Raw genomic sequence first — 20,375 nt, 5'->3', positions numbered from 1 at the left:
GTCATTGTAAACAGCCTGTTACATTTAACTAATCGAAATTGTCTCTACCAGGCAATTTCCTAATTGAAAAACAAAACATGAAAAAGACAATTCAAATTTTCAGCATGCTTTTAATTGCATTAACTGTAATGGTATCTTGTAAGAAAGATACAGATCCGGCAGATAAAGATTTTTTCGTTGGTACCTATAACGGAACCGTTTCTTACCGTAATGGTCAAACGACAATTAATAGCTCTGACGGAAAAGTAACGGTGAGCAAAGTGGGTGAAACCTACAACTTTTACTTCGGAAGTAATATCCCTGATATCACTGGTGTAAAATTCGAGAAAACAGGTGATAATTCTTACGTTAGCGTCGGCTCGGGATTAACAGGAATCACTATCGATGCCAGCTCACTTAAAATGCTGGTTGTTAAAGATGGTCAAACCTGGACAGCAAACTGTACAAGATAATATTTGATCACTAAGCAAAAAGTCCCGCATGTCGGGACTTTTTTCGTTATATCAGAGGAAAAATATACTACAAATCCTCCTCTTCGCCTTCTTCAGGCTCGTAATGCTCAATCGCCTGTCCAATGGCATTCACTTCCTCATCTTCCTCAAAAATTGGAAGTTCCGTTTTATAATCCAGTTTCAACCAGATGGAAGAGGTATCTTTCATAATCTGGATATATTCTTTTCCATCCTTAAAAATGGTATAAGTATCATTTCCTTCAGGAAAAACAGAATAATTTATTGGGCCTATTTCTATATCAAAGGGTTCTTGCATGCTATATGTTTTTTAACAAAGATAATGCTTTTAAACAGTAACGATAGTCGCTCAGTTGATAAGAAATTGAATACCTTATTTTATCTGGGTTACCTCTGATATGCCCTATTATATCAAGTTAACCACTAAAGCTACTTTGCTTGTTGTCATCATCAGCCAAATCTAAAGACTGCGATAACTAAAAAATTACTCCCTGTTATTTAAAAATCCAACCAATTGTATTACTTTACACCAAACAATTTACGGAAAGATTAGAAGATGAAGTTAACGTTTTGGGGTGCAGCACAACAAGTAACAGGAAGCATGCACCTGCTTGAAGTTGGAAATTATAAAATACTGATAGATTGCGGATTGGACTATGAAAAAGAAACTTATCAGGAAGAAAATCAACAGTTCCCATTCGATCCAGCCGATATTAACCTTGTAATTTTAACTCATGCACACATAGACCATTCGGGCAATTTACCTACACTTGTACGACTTGGTTTTGAGGGTCAGATACTTTGTACTCCCCCAACTGCGGATTTAAGCGCTATATTATTGTACGATTCCGTTGAACTGTTTTTAAGAAAGCAAAGCCGGAAACCACGCACCAAGCGAGGTAATTTTAGCGGACCAAAACCTTTGTACCTGCACAAACATGTTATGGACACGATTGATCGGTTCGTAACGATAGCATTTAATAAAGCCTTTAGAATAAATGGCGATATTAGCCTGACTTTTATTCCGGTAGGGCATTTGTTAGGTGCTGCCGCAGCCGTATTAACCATAAACGATAACGGTGAAGAGAAAAAAATAGCCTTTTCAGGCGATATTGGCCGTGAACACTATCCTGTATTGGTGAAACCAGAACCTATCCCACCTGTGGATTACTTTGTTTGCGAATCTACATACGGTGGCCGCTACCATAGCAAAGACCAAACGCTTGAGGAAAGGCTGATCAAAGAAATTACTGAAGCCTGCATTAAAACCCCGGGGCGGTTAATTATTCCCGCCTTTAGTATCGGCCGTACCCAATCCCTGGTTTTTGCCCTCAATCAAATTTTCACTAAAAAGCTGCTTCCTCCCGTTCAGATTTTCGTTGATAGTCCGATGGCTATCCAGGCAACTGACGTCTACAGAAAACACCATAACCTGGTTAATCAGGAGGCAAAAGATTTCTATAAAACCATGGGTGATGAGTTTGAATTCGAGCATCTGGCTTACGTTCAAACCATGAAAGAAAGCAAAGATGTTTCCAATTATTTCGACCCCTGCATTATCATTTCTTCTGCAGGAATGTTAGAAGGCGGAAGAATTCAGGATCACTTGTATTACAACATTCAGAATTATTACTGTACCATTCTTTTCATCGGTTATTGTGCAAAAGGAACACTTGGATACAAACTATTAAGCGGTGCCCCCATTGTGAGAATAAAAGATCGTGAAATGATGGTTTATGCAACTATTCGTCAAACTGATCTACTCAGCGGGCATGGCGACCATGACGATTTAGTAAATACCATCAAACAAACCGGCAATCCTAAAAAGGTTTTTCTGGTACACGGTGAAGAAAAAAGCATGGAAAGTTTATCTATCGCAATACAAGAAGATGGCTTTGATGTCGAAATGCCCAAAAGTGGAGAAGTGTTTGAGATATAACTTATTCCTAGATTACCCTAAAGCATATACTTATTTACTTTCTTACTTGTCCATTACCTCTAATCACCCATTTATAACTCGTTAATTCTTCTAGCCCCATTGGCCCACGGGCATGAAGTTTTTGAGTACTAATCCCTATTTCCGCGCCTAAACCAAACTGGGCACCATCAGTGAAACCAGTTGAAGCATTCGCATATACTGCTGCCGCATCGACCTGATTAAGAAACCTCATTATATGATCTGCATTTTCAGAAATGATTGCTTCACTGTGTTTTGAACTATATTCAGCAATATGATTAAGTGCTTCATCCAAATCATCAACTATTTTTACTGCCAGTTTCAAAGATAGAAATTCGGTGCCAAAATGTTCTGGCGTAGCATGGCTCAGCAATGCTGATGGATATGAAGACTTCAATGTTTCATAACTTTTTGCATCTGCATATAACTCCACATCTCCACCGGCCAGGGGGGCTAAAAGTTCATTTAAGTCAGCTAATCTGTTCTGATTGATGAGAACACAATCTAATGAATTGCACACACTAACCCTTCTTGTTTTTGCATTGAAAAGGATTTGTTTCCCCTTCTCCAGATCACCCGATTCATCAAAATAAGTATGAACTATCCCCGCTCCGGTTTCAATAACCGGAATTTTACTATGCTCCCGAACATAAGTGATGAGCGACTGACTACCTCTGGGAATCAATACATCAACAAAACCTCTGGCATTTAGGAGTGCTTCCGTGGCTGCTCTATCTGCAGGAAGCAAAGTGAGTACATCCGCATTAATCTGATGCTTGGCCAAAACATCATGGATTACATTGGCAATCGCCAGATTAGAAAATTCAGCATCGCTACCGCCCTTTAATACTGCAACATTTCCTGTTTTAAAGCAAAGTGAAAAAACATCTACCGTAACATTTGGCCGGGCCTCATAAATCACTCCAACCACCCCTAACGGTACCCGGACTTTCTGTATCTGCAGTTGGTTTTCCAGCGTCTTCTCCGATAGGATTTCACCAACGGGGCTGTTCAGTTGAATAATATTTTTTACATCTGCTGCAATGTCTTTAATACGCTGCAAAGAAAGCTTAAGCCTATCGTACTTTGGATCGTCGGCAGACATTTTAGCGAGATCTTTTTCGTTCTCAGCAAGGATGCTGTTGGTATTTGAAACCAAAGCCTGTGCAACATCATCAAGAACAACATTGATGGTTCCTTTATCAAGGCCAACCATTGTACGAGTAGCTTTTTGTGCCTTATTGAAATATATTGAATAGTCCATTTTTGTATATGTAGTAGGAGGAAGCAAGCAGCAGCAAGTTATTTTAACACTCACTTTGGCCTTTTTCCACTAATCATTCAGGCTAGATTGCCGAATAAAAATAATCATAATGTACCAGCGGCTTCTGTTTTTTCTGCCCGATCCTTTCTTTGGCCTTATCCGACCCATACTCAGCAATACCTAAACCAATTAGCTGATCATCTTCGTCAACAATTTTGATGATATCACCCTTCAAAAAGTCGCTTTGTATGGCTATAATTCCAACTGGCAACAAACTTGTCGCTTTGCCTGACGTTAAAACTGTTTTAGCGCCATCATTTAATTTTACAATTCCTGTTGCCGAAGTTTCTGAGTGTGCAATCCATTTTTTCTTTCCCGATTTAGTTTTCTCGGGAACAAAGCGGGTGTGAATAATCGCATTGTTTAGTAACCCCGTAAGCACATTATCAGTTGTTCCGTTAGCAATATGAACATTGATACCCAGTTTGGCAACCTTCTGCGCCATTGTAGATTTCGTAATCATACCACCCCGTCCGAACTGCGATTTACCGGTTTGGATAAATGAAGCTAAATTCGCTACGCCGCCAGTTACTTCTTCAATAACCTTCGAACCCGCCAGCTTCGGATCGCCATTATAAATTCCGTTCACATTGCTGAGAATAATCAGTGCATCTGCATTCAGCATAGACGCAATTAACCCCGCAAGCTCATCATTATCTGTAAACATCAGTTCTGTAACCGAAACCACATCATTTTCGTTAACTACAGGAATAACTTCGTTCTGCAATAAAATCTGCATACAGTTTTTCATATTCAGATAGTGCGCACGGTCGCGAAAATCTTCTTTGGTGACCAAAACCTGTGCGCATTTAATTTGATGGGGCTCAAAGAAATTTGAATACGTGTTAATCAGTTTTACCTGACCAATAGCTGCGAGTAACTGCCGTGTGGTAACAGCATCATGCTTTTCGGAGACCTTAATCAGGCTTCTTCCCGAAGCTACCGCACCTGATGAAACTAAAATAACTTCTATGCCTTGCTTTTTAATCTCTGCCAGCTGATTAACCAAATGCTGAATCCGCGGTTCATCAGGTAATCCATTCCCTTGTGTAATTACATTTGAACCAACTTTAACAACTATTTTTTTGTACCCTAATTTCATTATTAATATTTGATGTGGCAATTTAGCATCTATTTTTTTCAATTCGAATGAATATAAGGGCGATGGTGAATTTTTATCAAAATGATAATATTCGTTTAGTGTAATGACTGATAATCTTTAAATCTGCGTAAATCATCTATATCTGCGGGAGAAACAAATAATAAAAGGGAGTGGATAAACACCCATACAAGACCGAACCATCTATTCCAAAATCAGAATCTCCGATAAAAAGTTTAAATTGCATAAACCTGAACCAAACCATCATGATGAAACGTATATTTCCCTCGCTGTTTTTGCTTGGTGCAATTACAGCTTGCAACAACCCTACGAAACAAGAAATGAAACCTATAAAATGGCCGGATGCCAAACCTCCAATAGCTGAAGTTAGTCCGTATAAAAGAGTTATTCATGGCGATACCGTTATAGACAATTATTACTGGATGATTGATTATTTTAAAAAAGGTCCTGATAGCAATAAAGTAGTTGATTACCTGAAAGCCGAAAACAATTACCTCGATACGATAATGAAAGGAACCGAACAGTTTCAGACAGATTTGTTTAAAGAGATGAAAGGCCGGATTAAAGAGAAGGACGAATCTGTGCCGGTTTTTAAAAATGGCTACTTTTATTATACCCGAACCGAAGATGGAGAGCAGTACTATAAGTATTGCCGTAAAAAAGGAAGCTTAACGGCTACAGAAGAAATTTTATTAGATATAGATGCATTGGCAAAAGGGCATTCATATTATAGCGCTACAGGATTTTCGATAAGTCCCGACAATAATCTACTGGCATTTGGCGTAGATAAAGTTTCGCGCCGGCAATATACCATTCAGGTAAAAAACCTTCAAACAGGCGAAATATATAAGGATGCCATCATCAATACAGAAGGTGTTGTGGCATGGGCAAACGATAACAAAACCTTATTCTACACTTCAAAAAATCCGGTAACCTTACTGAGTGAAAAAATTAAGAAGCACACACTCGGAACCGATGCAAAAACCGATGCCGTTGTTTATGATGAAAAAGATAATACCAATTATATCGGTGTCTCAAAGTCTAAAAACGGAAAATATATTTTCATTAGCTCGCAGGGAACTTTAACCACCGAATACAGATTGATTGATGCGGATCATCCTGAGACTGCTTTTAAAGTTTTCTCGCCCCGCTTCAAAGATGTATTATATGATGTTTTGCCTGTTGATGATAAGTTTTACATTGTGACCAACTGGAACGCTAAAAATTTCCGCTTGATGGAATGTCCGCTGGATAAAACTTACAAGGAAAACTGGAAGGAAGTGATCCCTAACCGTAAAGATGTTTTACTGGAGTACGGTGATGAATTTAAAGATCACTTAGTGCTTTCTGAACGTAAAAATGGTTTAACGGAATTACGCGTAATCAAAAAGGATGGCACCAGTTATTACATCAAATTCGATGAGCCTGTTTATGCAGCCGGAATTGGCTCTAACCCTGAATATGGCGGAAAAACATTGCGTTATAACTACACTTCTTTAACAACTCCAGGCTCCGTATATGACTATGATCTCGAGAAGAAAGATCAGAAGCTGATGAAACAGCAAGATGTTATTGGAGGTTACAACCCTAAAGATTATATAACCGAACGTGTTTTTGCCACCGCTAAAGACGGCACAAAAATCCCGATAGCTTTGGTATATAAAAAAGGGGTTGAAAAGAACGGAAATGCCCCCCTGTTACTTTATGGCTATGGCTCTTATGGCGCAACCATGGATGCATCGTTCTCATCGCCACGCCTAAGTTTGCTTAACCGGGGCTTTGTTTATGCTATTGCCAATATCCGTGGCGGACAGGAAATGGGACGCCAATGGTATGAAGATGGTAAGCTGATGAAAAAGAAAAATACCTTTACCGATTTCATTGCCGCAGGAGAATATCTGATTGAACAGAAATATACTTCAAAAGGACATCTATATGCACATGGCGGCAGTGCCGGAGGCTTGTTAATGGGAGCTGTGGTAAATCTCGCCCCTGATTTGTGGAATGGTGCCATTGCCGACGTCCCTTTTGTAGATGTGGTAAACACAATGCTGGATGAAAGCATTCCGCTAACTACCAATGAATTTGATGAGTGGGGAAATCCAAAGAAAAAGGATGCTTACGATTACATGAAAAGCTATTCACCTTATGAAAATGTAGAGAAAAAAGCCTATCCAAATATGCTGGTTACTACAGGCTTACACGATAGTCAGGTACAGTATTTTGAGCCTGCAAAATGGGTGGCCAAACTTCGTGCTTTGAAAACTGATAAAAACATCCTATTGCTTAAAACCAATATGGATTTCGGACATGGTGGTGCCTCAGGGCGTTTTGATTACCTGAAAGATGTTTCCTTACGCTGGGCATTTTTGTTCGCTTTAGAAGGAATTGAGAAATAAAATCATACATTAACCATTTAAGAAATATAAGTTAGTGAGGCATAACTGACTTATATTTCTTAAATCCCTTAAATGGTAAAATCCAAATGAACACCCAACTAAAAACACTACAAATGATTCACCTTGCCTTATGCAGTGGTGTTTTCCTTTTTGCATTAATCACGATTTTCCTTAACCGCGACATGATGTTTTTTGATGCCAACCCTGAGCATTCGGCGCCCTTCAACCCAATATTTCCAATCATGGGTTTAATGACCATCACGGCAAGTATCTATTTTTTCAGAAACGTAATTGCTAAGGTCGACAAAACAGCTTCATCCGAAAGCAAAATCAATCAGTACCAAAGTGCATTCATCATCGGCGCTGCATTGTTAGAGGGTGGGGCGCTATTCAATTTAGTTGGCTTCTACCTCACTCATAACGCTTTCTTTTTAATTTTTGCGCTGGCCAATTTTGTATTTCTGGCATTGCGCAGACCAACAAAAGAGAAATTGATTTCAGATCTAAATATTCAATACCCCGATTCAGAAACGTTATAGTTTCAGCATCACCCATCCGCTAAGCGGTTTTTGATTATCAAGCAAAATGGTATAGTAGTAAACGGACTCAGGCAATAACCTGCCTTTAAAAGTTCCATCCCAGCTTACCTTATTGCTTGAAGATTCATACAGAATAGTTCCGTAACGGTTAAACACCCTTACCTGAACCTTCGAATAGGAATCAAGCCCGGGAATATTCCAGGTATCATTAATCCCATCCCCGTTTGGGGTAATTCCGCTCGGGATAAACAACTTATTGTAAACCTTTACATTCATATCATCACTGCTCACCCCGCAACCGTTTAAAGAGGTAATGGTTAAGGTATATGTTATGCTTTTAGTTGCTGTACAAACCGGATTCAAAACTGTCGGATCACTGAGAAAATCGATAGGGCTCCAGTTATAAACCACGTTGCTTTCGTTGCTGCTTGCTGACAAAGTAACGGAATTTCCAACTACCAGACTTTTATCGGCACCGGCATTGGCAACCGGCACTTTATTTACGGTAACTGTTACTGTTCCCGTCGCCGGGCAGGCACTGCTTTCATCATATACATTTACCGTATAGGTTGTAGTTACTAAGGGAGTAGCTATCGGGCTGGCAATATTAGCGTCGCTTAATCCGGTAGCCGGTGTCCACACATATTTCACACCACCCGAAGCAGTCAAAGTTGTGTTTGAACCCTCGCAAATGGCTACCGATTCACTAACAGAGCTTGCAGGTCTGGTGCCAATGGCTATAGTTATACTGCCTGAGGATGTACAGCCATCAACAGTCTTTACTGATACAGTATAAGTTCCGGCGTTGGCATCGATAACATTTGGTATTACTGGGTTTTGAAGCGAAGAACTAAAGTTCGGTCCTGTCCAGGAGTAAGTAGAGGTGGAAGCCCCCTGCGCCACCAGGCGTAATGTTTCTCCAACGCAAAGCGGAGTGTTCCCGGAGGGGGATGGAGCTGGAAGGGGGTTAATGGTAACCGCTAGCACAGAAGAGACGATTCTACACTTTGTATTTCCAAAATTTGCCGATTCACCTACAGCCAGGCGATATAAATATGTACCTGAAGGTGCTCCAGTTAAATCGACCGTCGCCGTGGGTGAAGTTGCACCAACAATATCTGTCCAGCCAGCGCCATTAACATTACGCTGCCACTGAAAAGCTGGTGTGGTATAACCTCCGGCAGTAGATACTGAAGCATTTAAATTCACAATTCCAGAACTTCCCTGGCAATAAGTCTGTGTTAACGAACTGGCCGAACCAAGTCCGGCGGCAATGGTTGGACCGTAAGGACTAAAAGTAATATCATCTAAAGCCAGGTCATTGGCCGGTGCACCACCTGCGCTGTTGTTGCGCATTCTTAAAACAATGTCTGTTACACCAACCGGCGTGGAGAAATTAAAACTCTTTTTAACCCACGTAGGTCCTGAAGATGTAAGGGAAATTTGCCCCGTATTATATGTCTGGATAATAGTACCGTCAGTTTTTTCAATAGTGAAAGTAATGTTTGGCGGGCTGTTATCACTCGAACGGAGCAAATTTACTATCCATGCTCCAAATTCATAAGCCGTATTTGGGCACAGATTAGACACAGTTGTTTTATAAAAATAATCGGTGGTAGATAAGCTGGCGTTTACCACCATCATGTATCCGTATGTTCCTGTCACACTCCCGGTATGATCCAGAGTTGACCACCATACATTTCCTGATGATGCTGTACTCTTCATCACCGTATAAGACCCGTCATTGGGAAAAGCCTGGGCAACATAAGTATAACTTGTTGTACCAGCAACTAAAGCGCCTGCATATGTTGCTGTTCCGGCTCCAAAATCAATATTTACAATAGGGTCGCCGAGCGATTGTGAGAATACATGGTTATTAAATAGTATAAAAACAATCGTTAAGATGTAAATCAGCTTTGGCTTAAACATATGTCAATATTGATGCTTAAATATCTTTCAATCCGTAAGTTTTTTTACCAGTTCAACGACAAAAGGATTAAATGTGTCGACAAGTGGTGGATTAGCCTTTCATTATTACACGAATGAGAAAATCCACTGAAATATGTTCCTTATCTTTACCGGTCAATGGAATACAATGTTCATACCTTAGCGAATGGAATTCGTGTGTTACACGTACCTTCGGCTTCTACTATATCTCATGCCTGCATTATCGTTAATACAGGCTCGCGCGATGAGCCTGAACAAAAGGCAGGTTTAGCCCATTTCATCGAACACTTAATTTTTAAACGAACCGAGAAACGTAGTACCATTCAAATCCTGAACCGGCTGGAAAGCGTAGGCGCAGATTTAAATGCCTACACTACTAAAGAATATACCTGTGTTCACGCTTCCTTCCTAAATCCCTATCTTGATAGAACACTGGAGTTATTCAACGACATTATTTTTCATTCTACATTCCCGGAAGAAGAGCTGGATAAAGAAAAAGGTGTAATTCTTGATGAAATTGCATCCTACCTCGATCAGCCGGAAGAGGCGATCAATGATGATTTTGAAGACATGTTATTTGACGGTAATCCTTTAGGAAACAATATTCTCGGCACAACAGAGACCGTAAATAATTTTACGAGGGAAGATGTGATCAATTTCAGAAATGCAAATTACCGTACAAATGAAGTTGTAGTAGCTGTTTTGGGAGACTACACCTTTAAAAATGTAGCAAGGAAAGGGAATAAATATTTTTCTGACGTAAAGGAAAATTCTCCAGTAATTAACAGAACAAAACCAGCTGTCTTAAGGCCGAAAATCACCGAAATTTATAAACCTATAGCACAGTCGCATTGTATTTTAGGCATGCAGACTTTTTCTACGCATGACGAGCAGAAAGCGGGTTTAATGTTGCTGAATAACTATTTTGGAGGTAATGGCATGAGCTCAGTCTTAAACCTGCAAATCAGGGAAAAATATGGTATTGCCTATACCATAGAATCAAACTTTTCTCCTTTGAGTGATACAGGTATTTTTTCTATTTACTTTGGAACGGATAAGGAAAAACACGAAAAGGCCTTGTCTTTAATTTTTAAAGAAATGAAGAAATTAAGAGATAATCCTTTGAATGATTTACAGCTCCAGAAAGCCAAAAATAAATTTATCGGGCAAATTGCGTTAAGTGAAGAAAATAGAATCGGCCTGATTATATCGATGGCAAAAAGTCTTATTGACCATAATAAAATCGACTCACTGGAACAGGTTTTTCAGAAAATTAATCAGGTTACCACAACCGGAATTGCTCAGATTGCAAACGATGTTTTAAATGTAGAGCAACTGAATATTTTCACTTTCAGCCCGATACTGGAATAAATGCTTATTTTTGTACCGATTTTGTTCGTATAAGGCAAGAACTAACTTCCGCTTAATGAACATCCCTAAACGCTAAAACTTTATCAGGGGTTAGAAATACAATTAATACCTTCAGACCTAAACGTTTGAAAAAAATATTTTATAATGAAATTACCAATAGTAGCTTACGGCGATCCTGTTTTGAAAAAAAAAGGTGCTGATATTGATCAGGATTACCCTGAGTTGAAAGAATTGATTGCGAATATGTTCGACACCATGTACTACGCAAATGGAGTTGGATTGGCCGCTCCTCAAATTGGCTTGCCAATCCGTTTATTTATTGTAGATACTGGTGAAGATGAGGATGGAACCCCTGGTTATAAAAAGGTTTTCATTAATGCCGAAATTTTGGAAGAAACCGGGGAGCCCTGGAACTTTAACGAAGGATGTTTAAGTATTCCGGATATCAGAGAAAACATCTCAAGAAAACCAAATATCAAGATAAAATACCTTGATGAAAACTGGAACGAGCATGTTGATGATGTAGACGGATTACCGGCACGTGTGATTCAACACGAATACGATCACATAGAGGGAAAGTTATTTACAGATAAAGTGAGTGTTCTCCGCAAAACCATGCTTAAAAGCAAACTTGATGCTATTGCAAAAGGAAATATAAAAACCGATTATAGAATGAGATTTGTGAACAGAAACAAAAAAAAGTAGGTGGGAATACAATATATGAGATAATGATGGAAAATGGCACAGCTGTTTTCCATTTTTTATTGCCCGTTAGTTACGATTAAGGATGCGAAATCCAAAAATTACCTGCTCGCTCTTAGTGGCGAGGGTAATCTACAGGGCGTACTAAGCTTCTAATAATCTTCACTACGCTTTTTATCTCCGTCGAAAATTTGCTGCATTAACTTGCCCCAGGCAAAAGGGTTCAACAAGGGATTAGTTTGAACCATATTCTTGTTCACCATCCGGTCAAAATTATAACGATAATTCTGACTTGAAATTTCCTGACCATCCCTTGGCAAGGTTTGAATTAAGCCATTTATGGAAGCTTTCGATAAGTTCTTTTTTGCAATAGCCATATCATCATCAGCCAGCTTCATCGTTAAGAATTCACGGGTAAATTCTTCAGTTGTTGCCCATGGAAAAACACGTACAGATGGTAAATCTACAACGTTTGATTTTAGTTTGACCATAATAGTATATTTACTATCTGGTGTGCTTTCGGGAATAATTGTAGAAAATTTCTTGTAACCTATGGCCGTAAAGAGAATGGTGTCTCCCGGATTTACGATGAATGTAAAATACCCTCTATAGTCAGCACCTACACGCTTACTGTTTGCAGAAAGGTTAGTAATGGTTACATAGGGTATGACATTTGTACTATCAATATCTGTAATAATGCCTGAAAATTGGATAAGCTTTTCCTGTGTCCTCTTCTGCTGTGCAAAAGTAGATAAAGAAAATAATACGCAAATTAGGGCAACACAAAATCTCATGAATACAAAAGTAATTCTAATAGTAAAACTATCTTGTTAAATAGTGTTAAAGCTACTCTTGCTCTGCCATGTTAACGGCAACTACCGAAGTAATTTGAGGTACAGCCTTCATAATTGCCTGCTCAATTCCCGACTTCATTGTCATGAAACTCATCGGACAAGAACCACAATTACCTAAAAGCTTTAGCTTTACCGTTCCCTCAGATGTAATTTCTTCAACAGAAACATCACCTCCGTCAGCCTTTAAATATGGCCTAATAGTTTCCAATGCCTGTTCTACTTGCTCTGTTAAATTCATTATCAGTTTTTTAAGATTATAAAAATAGTAATTTTTTAGGAATTCACTAGCTGCGCATTATTGATAGATATCTGCTGTGCAACTTTACTGGCTATATTTCCGAAAATTTGATCAAGCAAAGGATGCTGATCAAGCGCAACCGGCTTGCCGGCATCACCAGCTTCGGCAATGCTTTGTATGATTGGGATTTCACCCAAAAACGGAACATCAAATCTTTTGGCAAGTTCGGTTCCTCCACCTTTCCCAAAAATATAATACTTGTTCTCTGGCAGTTCTGCCGGAGTAAAGTAAGACATGTTTTCTATCACGCCTAAAATAGGGATATTAATTCCAGGCATTCTAAACATTGCCAATCCTTTATGTGTATCCGCCAACGCAACCTGCTGAGGTGTTGTCACCACCACAGCGCCTGAAATTGGAAAACTTTGGGTAATGGTGATGTGAATATCGCCCGTACCAGGAGGAAGATCTACAATCAGGTAATCCAGTTCACCCCAGTTGGTATCATTGAATAATTGTTTAACTGCATTAGAGGCCATAGGCCCTCTCCAGGGCACAGGCTGACCAGGATCTGCGAAAAAGCCGAGTGAAAGCAGTTTAATACCATATTTTTCAATCGGAATAATTTTAGTTTTGCCATCCGCAGTTTCAACCGCACCTGGTTTTGCGTCAACTAAATCAAACATGGTAGGCACAGATGGGCCATAAATATCCGCATCAATCAAACCTACCTTTGCTCCATCCTTCGCTAGCGTAACTGCCAAATTACTAGATACAGTAGATTTACCTACACCACCCTTTCCGGATGAAACCAAAATGATGTTTTTGATGTTATCAAGTGAGGAAGTATTAACCGGCACGGTAACTCTGGATGTTACATTGATACTCACTTCTGCCTCTGCAGATACAAAATGTTTGATCGCATTAGTACAGGCATTTTTCAGCATGTCCTTCATCGGACAGGCTGGAGTTGTGAGCTCCAAAGTAAATTTAATCTGGTTATCAGCTATGCTTAAATCTTTAATCATGTTCAGGGTAACCAGATCTTTTTTAAGATCAGGATCTTCAACATTTTTTAAAGCATCCAAAACTTGTTGCGGGCTTATCTGCATCGTATTAATTTAAATTCAAAATTAACAAAACATAGCCACAAATACTTTTATTTAGGCTTTTAAACTGTAATTTTAACACGAAATAAACATTTAATTGTTACGTTTAAGCAATTAACCATTTTAACGACTATATGCGAATACCAAAAATTAGAATCCCAGGAAAATATCTAAAAATCGGGGCGTGGGTTCTGGGCGTTTTTTTGATCATCAGTATAGCCTTAGGTGCTGTAGCATATAGTAAACGGGAAGCGCTTTTAAAAAAAATGGTGGCGAAAGCCGTAGCAAAAGCGGAAAAGGATTATGGCCTGGAAATAAAAATTGGTTCTGCCGGTTTTGCCGGACTGAGTACAGTTAAAATGACCTCCGTTTCTGTTGTTCCAAAAGATAGAGATACGCTTTCTCAAATTGGAGAACTAAGCGTAGGAGTTAAGCTTTTTCCGCTTATTTTTGGTAATGTTAAACTTTCCGAAGTTAAACTGGCCAATGGATTTGTAAGCGTAGTATTAAAAGATTCCACATCCAATATCGACTTCCTAAAAAGAAAGAAAAAAGATAGCACAGAGAATAAAGGCAAAGCCAACCTGCCGGAATTAGCCAGTAATATACTTAACCAGGTTCTGTACAAAATCCCGGATGATATGGATGTTAAGAATCTGGTATTTAAATTCAACGATCACGATACAGCTAAACTCAGCTTCGCCACCACAGCAACTATTGACGGAGGTGATTTAAAATCAACAATTAATGTAAATCAAGGTGAGTCAACCTGGCATATTGACGGGCTTGTAAAACCGGGTAAAAAGCAATTAAGCTTCACGGTTTATGCCGATGGCAAAAAGCTTGAGTTGCCTTATTTAAACAATAAACTCCATGGAAAGGTAAGTTTTGACACATTACAAACTGAACTTAAAGATGCAGGGTACAGCGGCGACGATTATAAGATATCTGGTTCATGGTCGGTAAAAAACATGCTCATCAACCAGGCCCGTTTAGCTGGGAACGACATCGTGGTACAGCGTGCAAAATTGGATGCAGACGTATTGGTTGGCCCACATTATATTGCATTAGATAGTACATCAACCGCCTATTTACGAGACGCTAAAATCCATCCCTTTGTCAAATACACGCTCGGTAAAAACAAAATTTACGAATTAAAACTGGACGCCGAAGAGCAGGATGCTCAGGCTGTCCTGGACGCCTTTCCACAAGGCCTGTTCGAATCCCTTGACGGATTAAAAGTAGAAGGAAAAGTGAAATACAACCTTAACTTTTACCTCGATACCGCTGTTCCTGACAGTGTTCGGTTCAGTTCAACACTTACCCCCCTCAATTTTAAAATCTTAAAATGGGGCAAAACCAATCTTCAAAAAATCAATAATCCATTCGTTTATACCCCTTATGAATATGGAAAACCAATGCGCGATATCACCATTGGTCCTTCAAATCCCAATTTTACACCTTTAAATGCAATTTCTAAGAATTTCATAAATGCTGTTTTAACTGCTGAAGACCCATCTTTCTATACCCATAATGGTTTTGTTGAAGAATCGATCCGCAAATCGATTGCAGTGAATTTTAAAGAGAAGAAATTTAAGCGCGGAGGAAGCACGATTAGCATGCAGCTGGTTAAAAATATTTACCTGAGCAGGCAGAAAACACTAGCACGTAAAGCCGAAGAAATACTGATTGTATGGCTCATTGAACACAACCATCTGGTAAGCAAACAGCGTATGCTCGAAGTTTATTTCAATATCATGGAACTAGGGCAGAATATCTATGGCATTGGCGAAGCATCAAGGTATTACTTTGGTAAGCAACCCGCAGATTTAACCATAGGCGACGGTTTATTTCTCGCCAGCATAGTTCCGAAACCCAAGGCATCTATGTATAAATTCATGGCTGACGGCAGTTTGAAACCTTATATGTTTAATTACTTCAGGTTTATGGGTAACATAATGGCCCGTCGTGGTTTGACACCTGGAGATACTTCAGGATATGGCTTTTACAATGTAAGGTTAAGAGAAGGGTTACGCCAATATTTAGCTCCGGATACTGCAGCGGTTGACACAACAGGCTTCGATACCGACGACGAGGATGGAATGCCAACAGTGATCATGCAAGACAAAAATAAAAGTCTCTTCGATCGTATTTTTGGGGGCGGATCAAAAAAGGATACTGCTACTGTGCAATCATCGGATACCACAAAATCAAAAAAACAACTTAGGCAGGAGCGGCGCGAACAAAGGAGAAGAGAAAAAGAACTAGAAAATGGACAGTAAATTCAATTCGGGTTCCAGTGTTGTCCACCAGCTTTTCAATTGATAAAAACCTCACATGCACAAAATAAAAGTAGAAGATAAAGAGTTTGAGATTTTTTTGGAAAACGAAACTTTAAACAAAAGAATACGCTTATTGGGAATCCAAATGAATGTAGACTACGAATCCAAATGCCCAATATTTATAGGTGTATTAAACGGGAGCTTTCTCTTCATGGCCGATTTGATAAAAGAAATTGATGTTCCTTGCGAAGTAGCTTTCATGAAAGTGGCTTCTTACGAGGGAACCAGTAGTACAGGACAAATAAAGGAATTAATCGGTTTACCAGAGAATCTCGAAGGGAGAGATATCATTGTAGTAGAAGATATTGTTGATACGGGGTTAACACTAACCCATATTCTAAAAACCATAAAAGAGAAAAGTCCTGCTTCAGTAAAAGTTGCCTCGCTTTTATTAAAGCCTGCTGCATTAAAGTATCAGATTGAGGATTTGGAGTACATCGGCTTCGAAATACCAAATGAATTTGTTGTTGGATACGGATTGGATTATAACGGGCTGGGGAGGAACTTAACTGACATATACAGGGCTACAGCAGGATAACTTTACATTCTATTAATTTATTTTTCGCACCTTTGCGCAACAATCATTTCAAATACAATGACTATACACAAAGAAGGCTACACAACCATTGCCATCACTATCTTACTCATTTTCGTAATCAATGCCGTTGTTGACTACAAATATTATGACATCACCTGGTTACGCTGGTTTATCTATATTTTCTCTGCAGCCTTATTCATCATTGTGTTGCAGTTTTTCCGGAATCCAGGCCGGACTTTTTCCGCCGGAGAAGATCTCGTAATCTGCCCTGCAGATGGTAAAGTGGTTGTAATTGAAGAAACAAACGAAGGGGAGTATTTTAAAGATCAACGACTACAGGTTTCTATATTCATGTCACCTGTAAACGTACACATTAACCGCAACCCTATCTCCGGCGTAGTTAAGTTTTTTAAATATCATCCGGGTAAATATTTAGCAGCATGGAACCCTAAGTCTTCGACAGAAAACGAACGAACCACTACAGTAGTAGAACATAAAAACGGTACATCAGTATTGTTTCGTCAAATTGCAGGAGCTCTGGCTCGCCGGATTGTATGGTACGTAAAAGAAGGTGATCAGGTGAAACAAACTGAACAGTTCGGTTTCATTAAATTCGGATCTAGAGTTGATGTTTTCTTACCTGTTGGAACAAAAGTTAATGTAGAGTTAAATCAGGTAGTTAAAGGTGGAATTACGACATTAGCCACCTTATCATAGGAATTTAATTGATTAAATTCATAAGAAAGGTCAATTTGAATGCATCAAATTGATCTTTCTTGTATTTCAATACTTTATATTAGTCGGTAGCATCATTACCAACCTCTTTTTCATGATCACCACCAGGTGGTCTGTCACTTATCAATCTTTGTGTAGGGTAAGCAAAATCTGATTGGTTTCTCATCACGATGTCCATAATTTCCAGATTGATTTCCTGTCTGATTTTAATGAATTCGGCATTATCTAGTATGGTAACGAAATAGGATATTTCAACATTCAAACCAGAATCACCAAAACTCTTGAAAGCTACACTTTCATCAGCAGTGCCGTTAAATGAGCGGATGTAAACCGCTATGTCGGAAACAATTTTCTTCACCGAATCTCCGGTCGTTTCATATGTTAAACCAATCGTGAAAACTACTCTTCTAAGATTGCGCAAAGATAGATTTTCCAGTACGCCATCAATCATTCCCCTGTTCGGAATAGTGGCCATTGTTTTTTCAGATGTACGGATCCTTGTGCTTCTAAAACCAACCTTTTCTACTGTTCCTTCAACTCCATCTACTTTAACCAGGTCGCCAACAACGAATGGTTTATCAAGAAAAATAGTAAATGATCCTATTAGATTTTCCAAACTTTCTTTGGCTGCCAAAGCGATTGCAATACCCCCTATACCTAAACCGGTAATCAGCGTAAGTACATTCACCTCAAAAACGAAACCAAGCAGTGTAAAAAATCCGATAAAAATTACGATAGTTTTAAATAGCTCCTTCAGAAAGGGTACGAGCTGATCATCAGACTTATTATCAGTTAAAGACGCCTTGAACAAAAGTACGTGACTGATAAAATCAATTATCCTCAAAATAATCCAGAAAATTGACAGAATGATCATAAATAAAAATATTCTGTCAACACAATCTCCGATGCTTACAGGAATAGATTCCTTAACCTTTCCAACAAGTTTACTATAATGAAATATTGCGACTTCTAAAGGGTGCTTGAGTTGGTTGATCGACAGATAGAGTGTCGAGAGCAAAATGAAGGTCTCTAAAGGCTTGATAAGCAATGATACAAATGCATCATCATGAGACTGGCTGGAGAAACTCCTGAAGAGCTTGAACAAAAGCTTACTTAAAAGTCTCGACACTATCCGTTTAAATAATAAGCCGACAAAAAGGATACCTCCAAACAGACAGTAAGCTTTAACGCTATTGCCCCAAAATATTTGATCAAAAAATGCAGACTCCAACATAAAAAAAAGGTATAAACAAAAAAACCTCCACGAAATTAATCGTGAAGGTTATATCTTATAATAAAGAATATTATTTTCTTAAAGATTTGATACGAGCAGCTTTACCAGTTAAAGCACGTAAGTAGAATAATTTTGCTCTACGAACTTTACCATAGCTATTCACTTCTACTTTCTCGATGTTTGGAGAACTAAAAGGGAAAATACGCTCAACACCAACACCATTGCTAATTTTACGTACAGTGAAAGTCTCGTTTGCACCAGCACTGTTACGTTGAATTACAACACCTTGGTAAATCTGAATACGCTCTTTATTACCTTCGCGAATTTTATAGTGTACGCTCACTGTATCGCCAGACTTGAACGCAGGAAAATCTTTTTTCGCGATGGCCTGCTCTTCAACAAATTTTACTAAATCCATGATTTTAAGCTATTAAATCGATATTTCAACCCGTGAAATTCGGATTGCAATATTAGGGATTTTTTTTCAATAAAAAAAACCTTTTTTATTTTTTCCACAATCTTTTAGAAATCCACATTTACATATTGTAATTACTTATGTGTCAAAAGATCAGCAAAGCACTAGTTAGAGCAAATTATTTGTAGAATAATAGCGTAAAGCACCCGCCATACACCTTATTCACGAATGCATTAATTTTAACTATTTTATTGATCAGCGCGAATAATGTTGCTCTAATAAATTGTAGAAAGCGAAAAAAATGCACATTTTATTCTAACAGATCAGGGCGACGTTGCTTGGTGCGTTCCAACGCCTGCTCATGTCTCCAGTCATTAACCTTTGCTTCGTGCCCGCTTAACAAAACATCGGGCACTTTATGTCCCCTCCAGTCAGCAGGTCGGGTATAAACCGGCGCATCCAGTAGCTCACCCTGAAAACTATCAGATAGGGCAGATGTTTCGTCGTTTAAGACTCCAGGAAGGAGACGAACAACAGCATCAACAACGATAGCTGCAGGTAATTCTCCGCCACTCAGCACATAGTCACCAACTGAAATTTCACGGGTGACGAAAATATCGCGGATGCGCTGATCAATCCCTTTGTAATGGCCGCAAAGAATAATGATGTTTTTTTTAATGGATAACTCATTAGCTGTACTTTGATTAAGGGTTACCCCATCAGGACTCATGAAAATAATCTCATCATATGTTCGCTCAGCCTGTAATTTTTCTATACAAGCTGCAAATGGTTCTATACTCATCACCATGCCACTGCCACCCCCATATTGATAGTCATCAACGCTTTTCTGTTTATTGGTAGCATAATCCCTAAGGTTATGCACTACAATCTCAGCAAGCCCTTTTTTTTGAGCTCTATGTAAAATAGAATGGGCGAAAGGACTCTCTAACAGAGCCGGAAGTACGGTAATAATATCAAAACGCATGGCACAAAGGTAACTCATCTTTAATTTAATATTAAATAATAGTACAATTCGATCAACACCTGCTCTTCGTGAGTTTAACGGCCACAAGACACCGCA

At 39.0% G+C, this 20,375-nt stretch carries 19 protein-coding genes; 9 read left to right on the top strand and 10 right to left on the bottom strand.

Going from position 1 to position 20,375, the window contains the following annotated elements; translation table 11 throughout:
* Positions 1-77 precede the first annotated feature (77 nt).
* A complete protein-coding gene (locus AB669_RS12955; RefSeq protein ID WP_047799743.1) occupies positions 78-452 on the top strand; it encodes a hypothetical protein in 375 nt (124 codons plus the stop codon).
* A gap of 67 nt (positions 453-519) precedes the next feature.
* On the opposite strand, the gene AB669_RS12950 is transcribed toward AB669_RS12955, so the two are convergent.
* Positions 520-768 (bottom strand): hypothetical protein, encoded by a 249-nt coding sequence (locus AB669_RS12950; RefSeq protein ID WP_047799742.1) that lies wholly within the window; start codon positions 766-768, stop codon positions 520-522.
* Positions 769-1,026: 258 nt separating this feature from the next.
* Here AB669_RS12950 and AB669_RS12945 point away from each other — a divergent pair, with 258 nt between their 5' ends.
* The gene (locus tag AB669_RS12945; RefSeq protein ID WP_047799741.1) at positions 1,027-2,409 is read left to right on the top strand and encodes an MBL fold metallo-hydrolase RNA specificity domain-containing protein; all 1,383 of its coding nucleotides are present in this window, start codon (positions 1,027-1,029) and stop codon (positions 2,407-2,409) included.
* A gap of 34 nt (positions 2,410-2,443) precedes the next feature.
* Here the strand turns inward: AB669_RS12945 and AB669_RS12940 are convergent, their stop codons facing one another.
* Entirely contained in the window at positions 2,444-3,691 is a 1,248-nt protein-coding gene (locus tag AB669_RS12940; RefSeq protein ID WP_047799740.1) for a glutamate-5-semialdehyde dehydrogenase, read from the bottom strand.
* 82 nt (positions 3,692-3,773) lie between these two features.
* Positions 3,774-4,853, bottom strand: coding sequence for a glutamate 5-kinase (gene proB / locus AB669_RS12935; protein WP_047799739.1), 1,080 nt, complete (start codon positions 4,851-4,853; stop codon positions 3,774-3,776).
* Between the two features lie 263 nt (positions 4,854-5,116).
* Between proB and AB669_RS12930 the strand changes: the two genes are divergently transcribed.
* Positions 5,117-7,270, top strand: coding sequence for a S9 family peptidase (locus AB669_RS12930; RefSeq protein WP_197082402.1), 2,154 nt, complete (start codon positions 5,117-5,119; stop codon positions 7,268-7,270).
* 86 nt (positions 7,271-7,356) lie between these two features.
* The gene (locus tag AB669_RS12925) at positions 7,357-7,809 is read left to right on the top strand and encodes a hypothetical protein (protein ID WP_047799738.1); all 453 of its coding nucleotides are present in this window, start codon (positions 7,357-7,359) and stop codon (positions 7,807-7,809) included.
* Here AB669_RS12925 and AB669_RS12920 read toward each other — a convergent pair.
* The gene (locus tag AB669_RS12920; protein ID WP_047799737.1) at positions 7,804-9,738 is read right to left on the bottom strand and encodes a T9SS type B sorting domain-containing protein; all 1,935 of its coding nucleotides are present in this window, start codon (positions 9,736-9,738) and stop codon (positions 7,804-7,806) included. The two genes, AB669_RS12925 and AB669_RS12920, sit on opposite strands and share 6 nt — an antisense overlap.
* A gap of 156 nt (positions 9,739-9,894) precedes the next feature.
* On the opposite strand from AB669_RS12920, the gene AB669_RS12915 reads away from it, so the two are divergent.
* Both AB669_RS12915 and def read left to right on the top strand, forming a co-directional pair.
* Positions 9,895-11,127: a pitrilysin family protein gene (locus AB669_RS12915; RefSeq protein ID WP_047799736.1), complete on the top strand. Its 1,233-nt coding sequence runs from the start codon at positions 9,895-9,897 to the stop codon at positions 11,125-11,127.
* A gap of 144 nt (positions 11,128-11,271) precedes the next feature.
* The gene (def, locus tag AB669_RS12910) at positions 11,272-11,832 is read left to right on the top strand and encodes a peptide deformylase (protein WP_047799735.1); all 561 of its coding nucleotides are present in this window, start codon (positions 11,272-11,274) and stop codon (positions 11,830-11,832) included.
* Between the two features lie 149 nt (positions 11,833-11,981).
* On the opposite strand, the gene AB669_RS12905 is transcribed toward def, so the two are convergent.
* Genes AB669_RS12905 through AB669_RS12895 form a run of 3 tightly spaced genes read right to left on the bottom strand, consistent with a single transcriptional unit; the run spans position 11,982 to position 14,033 of the window.
* The gene (locus AB669_RS12905; protein ID WP_047799734.1) at positions 11,982-12,623 is read right to left on the bottom strand and encodes a hypothetical protein; all 642 of its coding nucleotides are present in this window, start codon (positions 12,621-12,623) and stop codon (positions 11,982-11,984) included.
* A 52-nt stretch (positions 12,624-12,675) separates the two neighbouring features.
* The gene (locus tag AB669_RS12900; RefSeq protein ID WP_025141622.1) at positions 12,676-12,921 is read right to left on the bottom strand and encodes a NifU family protein; all 246 of its coding nucleotides are present in this window, start codon (positions 12,919-12,921) and stop codon (positions 12,676-12,678) included.
* A 35-nt stretch (positions 12,922-12,956) separates the two neighbouring features.
* Entirely contained in the window at positions 12,957-14,033 is a 1,077-nt protein-coding gene (locus tag AB669_RS12895) for an Mrp/NBP35 family ATP-binding protein (RefSeq protein WP_047799733.1), read from the bottom strand.
* 131 nt (positions 14,034-14,164) lie between these two features.
* On the opposite strand from AB669_RS12895, the gene AB669_RS12890 reads away from it, so the two are divergent.
* From AB669_RS12890 to AB669_RS12880, 3 genes are read left to right on the top strand one after another with little or no spacing between them, the layout of a single operon-like run.
* Positions 14,165-16,312, top strand: a complete 2,148-nt coding sequence (locus AB669_RS12890; RefSeq protein WP_047799732.1) for a transglycosylase domain-containing protein — start codon at positions 14,165-14,167, stop codon at positions 16,310-16,312.
* Between the two features lie 55 nt (positions 16,313-16,367).
* A complete protein-coding gene (gene hpt, locus AB669_RS12885; protein WP_047799731.1) occupies positions 16,368-16,910 on the top strand; it encodes a hypoxanthine phosphoribosyltransferase in 543 nt (180 codons plus the stop codon).
* 57 nt (positions 16,911-16,967) lie between these two features.
* The gene (locus AB669_RS12880) at positions 16,968-17,627 is read left to right on the top strand and encodes a phosphatidylserine decarboxylase family protein (RefSeq protein ID WP_047799730.1); all 660 of its coding nucleotides are present in this window, start codon (positions 16,968-16,970) and stop codon (positions 17,625-17,627) included.
* A gap of 79 nt (positions 17,628-17,706) precedes the next feature.
* Here the strand turns inward: AB669_RS12880 and AB669_RS12875 are convergent, their stop codons facing one another.
* The 3 genes from AB669_RS12875 to trmD form a co-directional block, all read right to left on the bottom strand.
* Positions 17,707-18,774, bottom strand: coding sequence for a mechanosensitive ion channel family protein (locus AB669_RS12875; RefSeq protein ID WP_231582672.1), 1,068 nt, complete (start codon positions 18,772-18,774; stop codon positions 17,707-17,709).
* A gap of 175 nt (positions 18,775-18,949) precedes the next feature.
* Entirely contained in the window at positions 18,950-19,297 is a 348-nt protein-coding gene (gene rplS, locus AB669_RS12870; protein WP_047799728.1) for a 50S ribosomal protein L19, read from the bottom strand.
* Between the two features lie 307 nt (positions 19,298-19,604).
* Positions 19,605-20,279 (bottom strand): tRNA (guanosine(37)-N1)-methyltransferase TrmD, encoded by a 675-nt coding sequence (gene trmD / locus AB669_RS12865; RefSeq protein WP_047799727.1) that lies wholly within the window; start codon positions 20,277-20,279, stop codon positions 19,605-19,607.
* Between the last annotated feature and the right edge of the window lie 96 nt (positions 20,280-20,375).

This window comes from Pedobacter sp. BMA (genome assembly GCF_001027745.1).
Taxonomy (GTDB): Bacteria; Bacteroidota; Bacteroidia; order Sphingobacteriales; family Sphingobacteriaceae; genus Pedobacter.
This window is presented reverse-complemented; position numbering and strand designations above follow the sequence as displayed.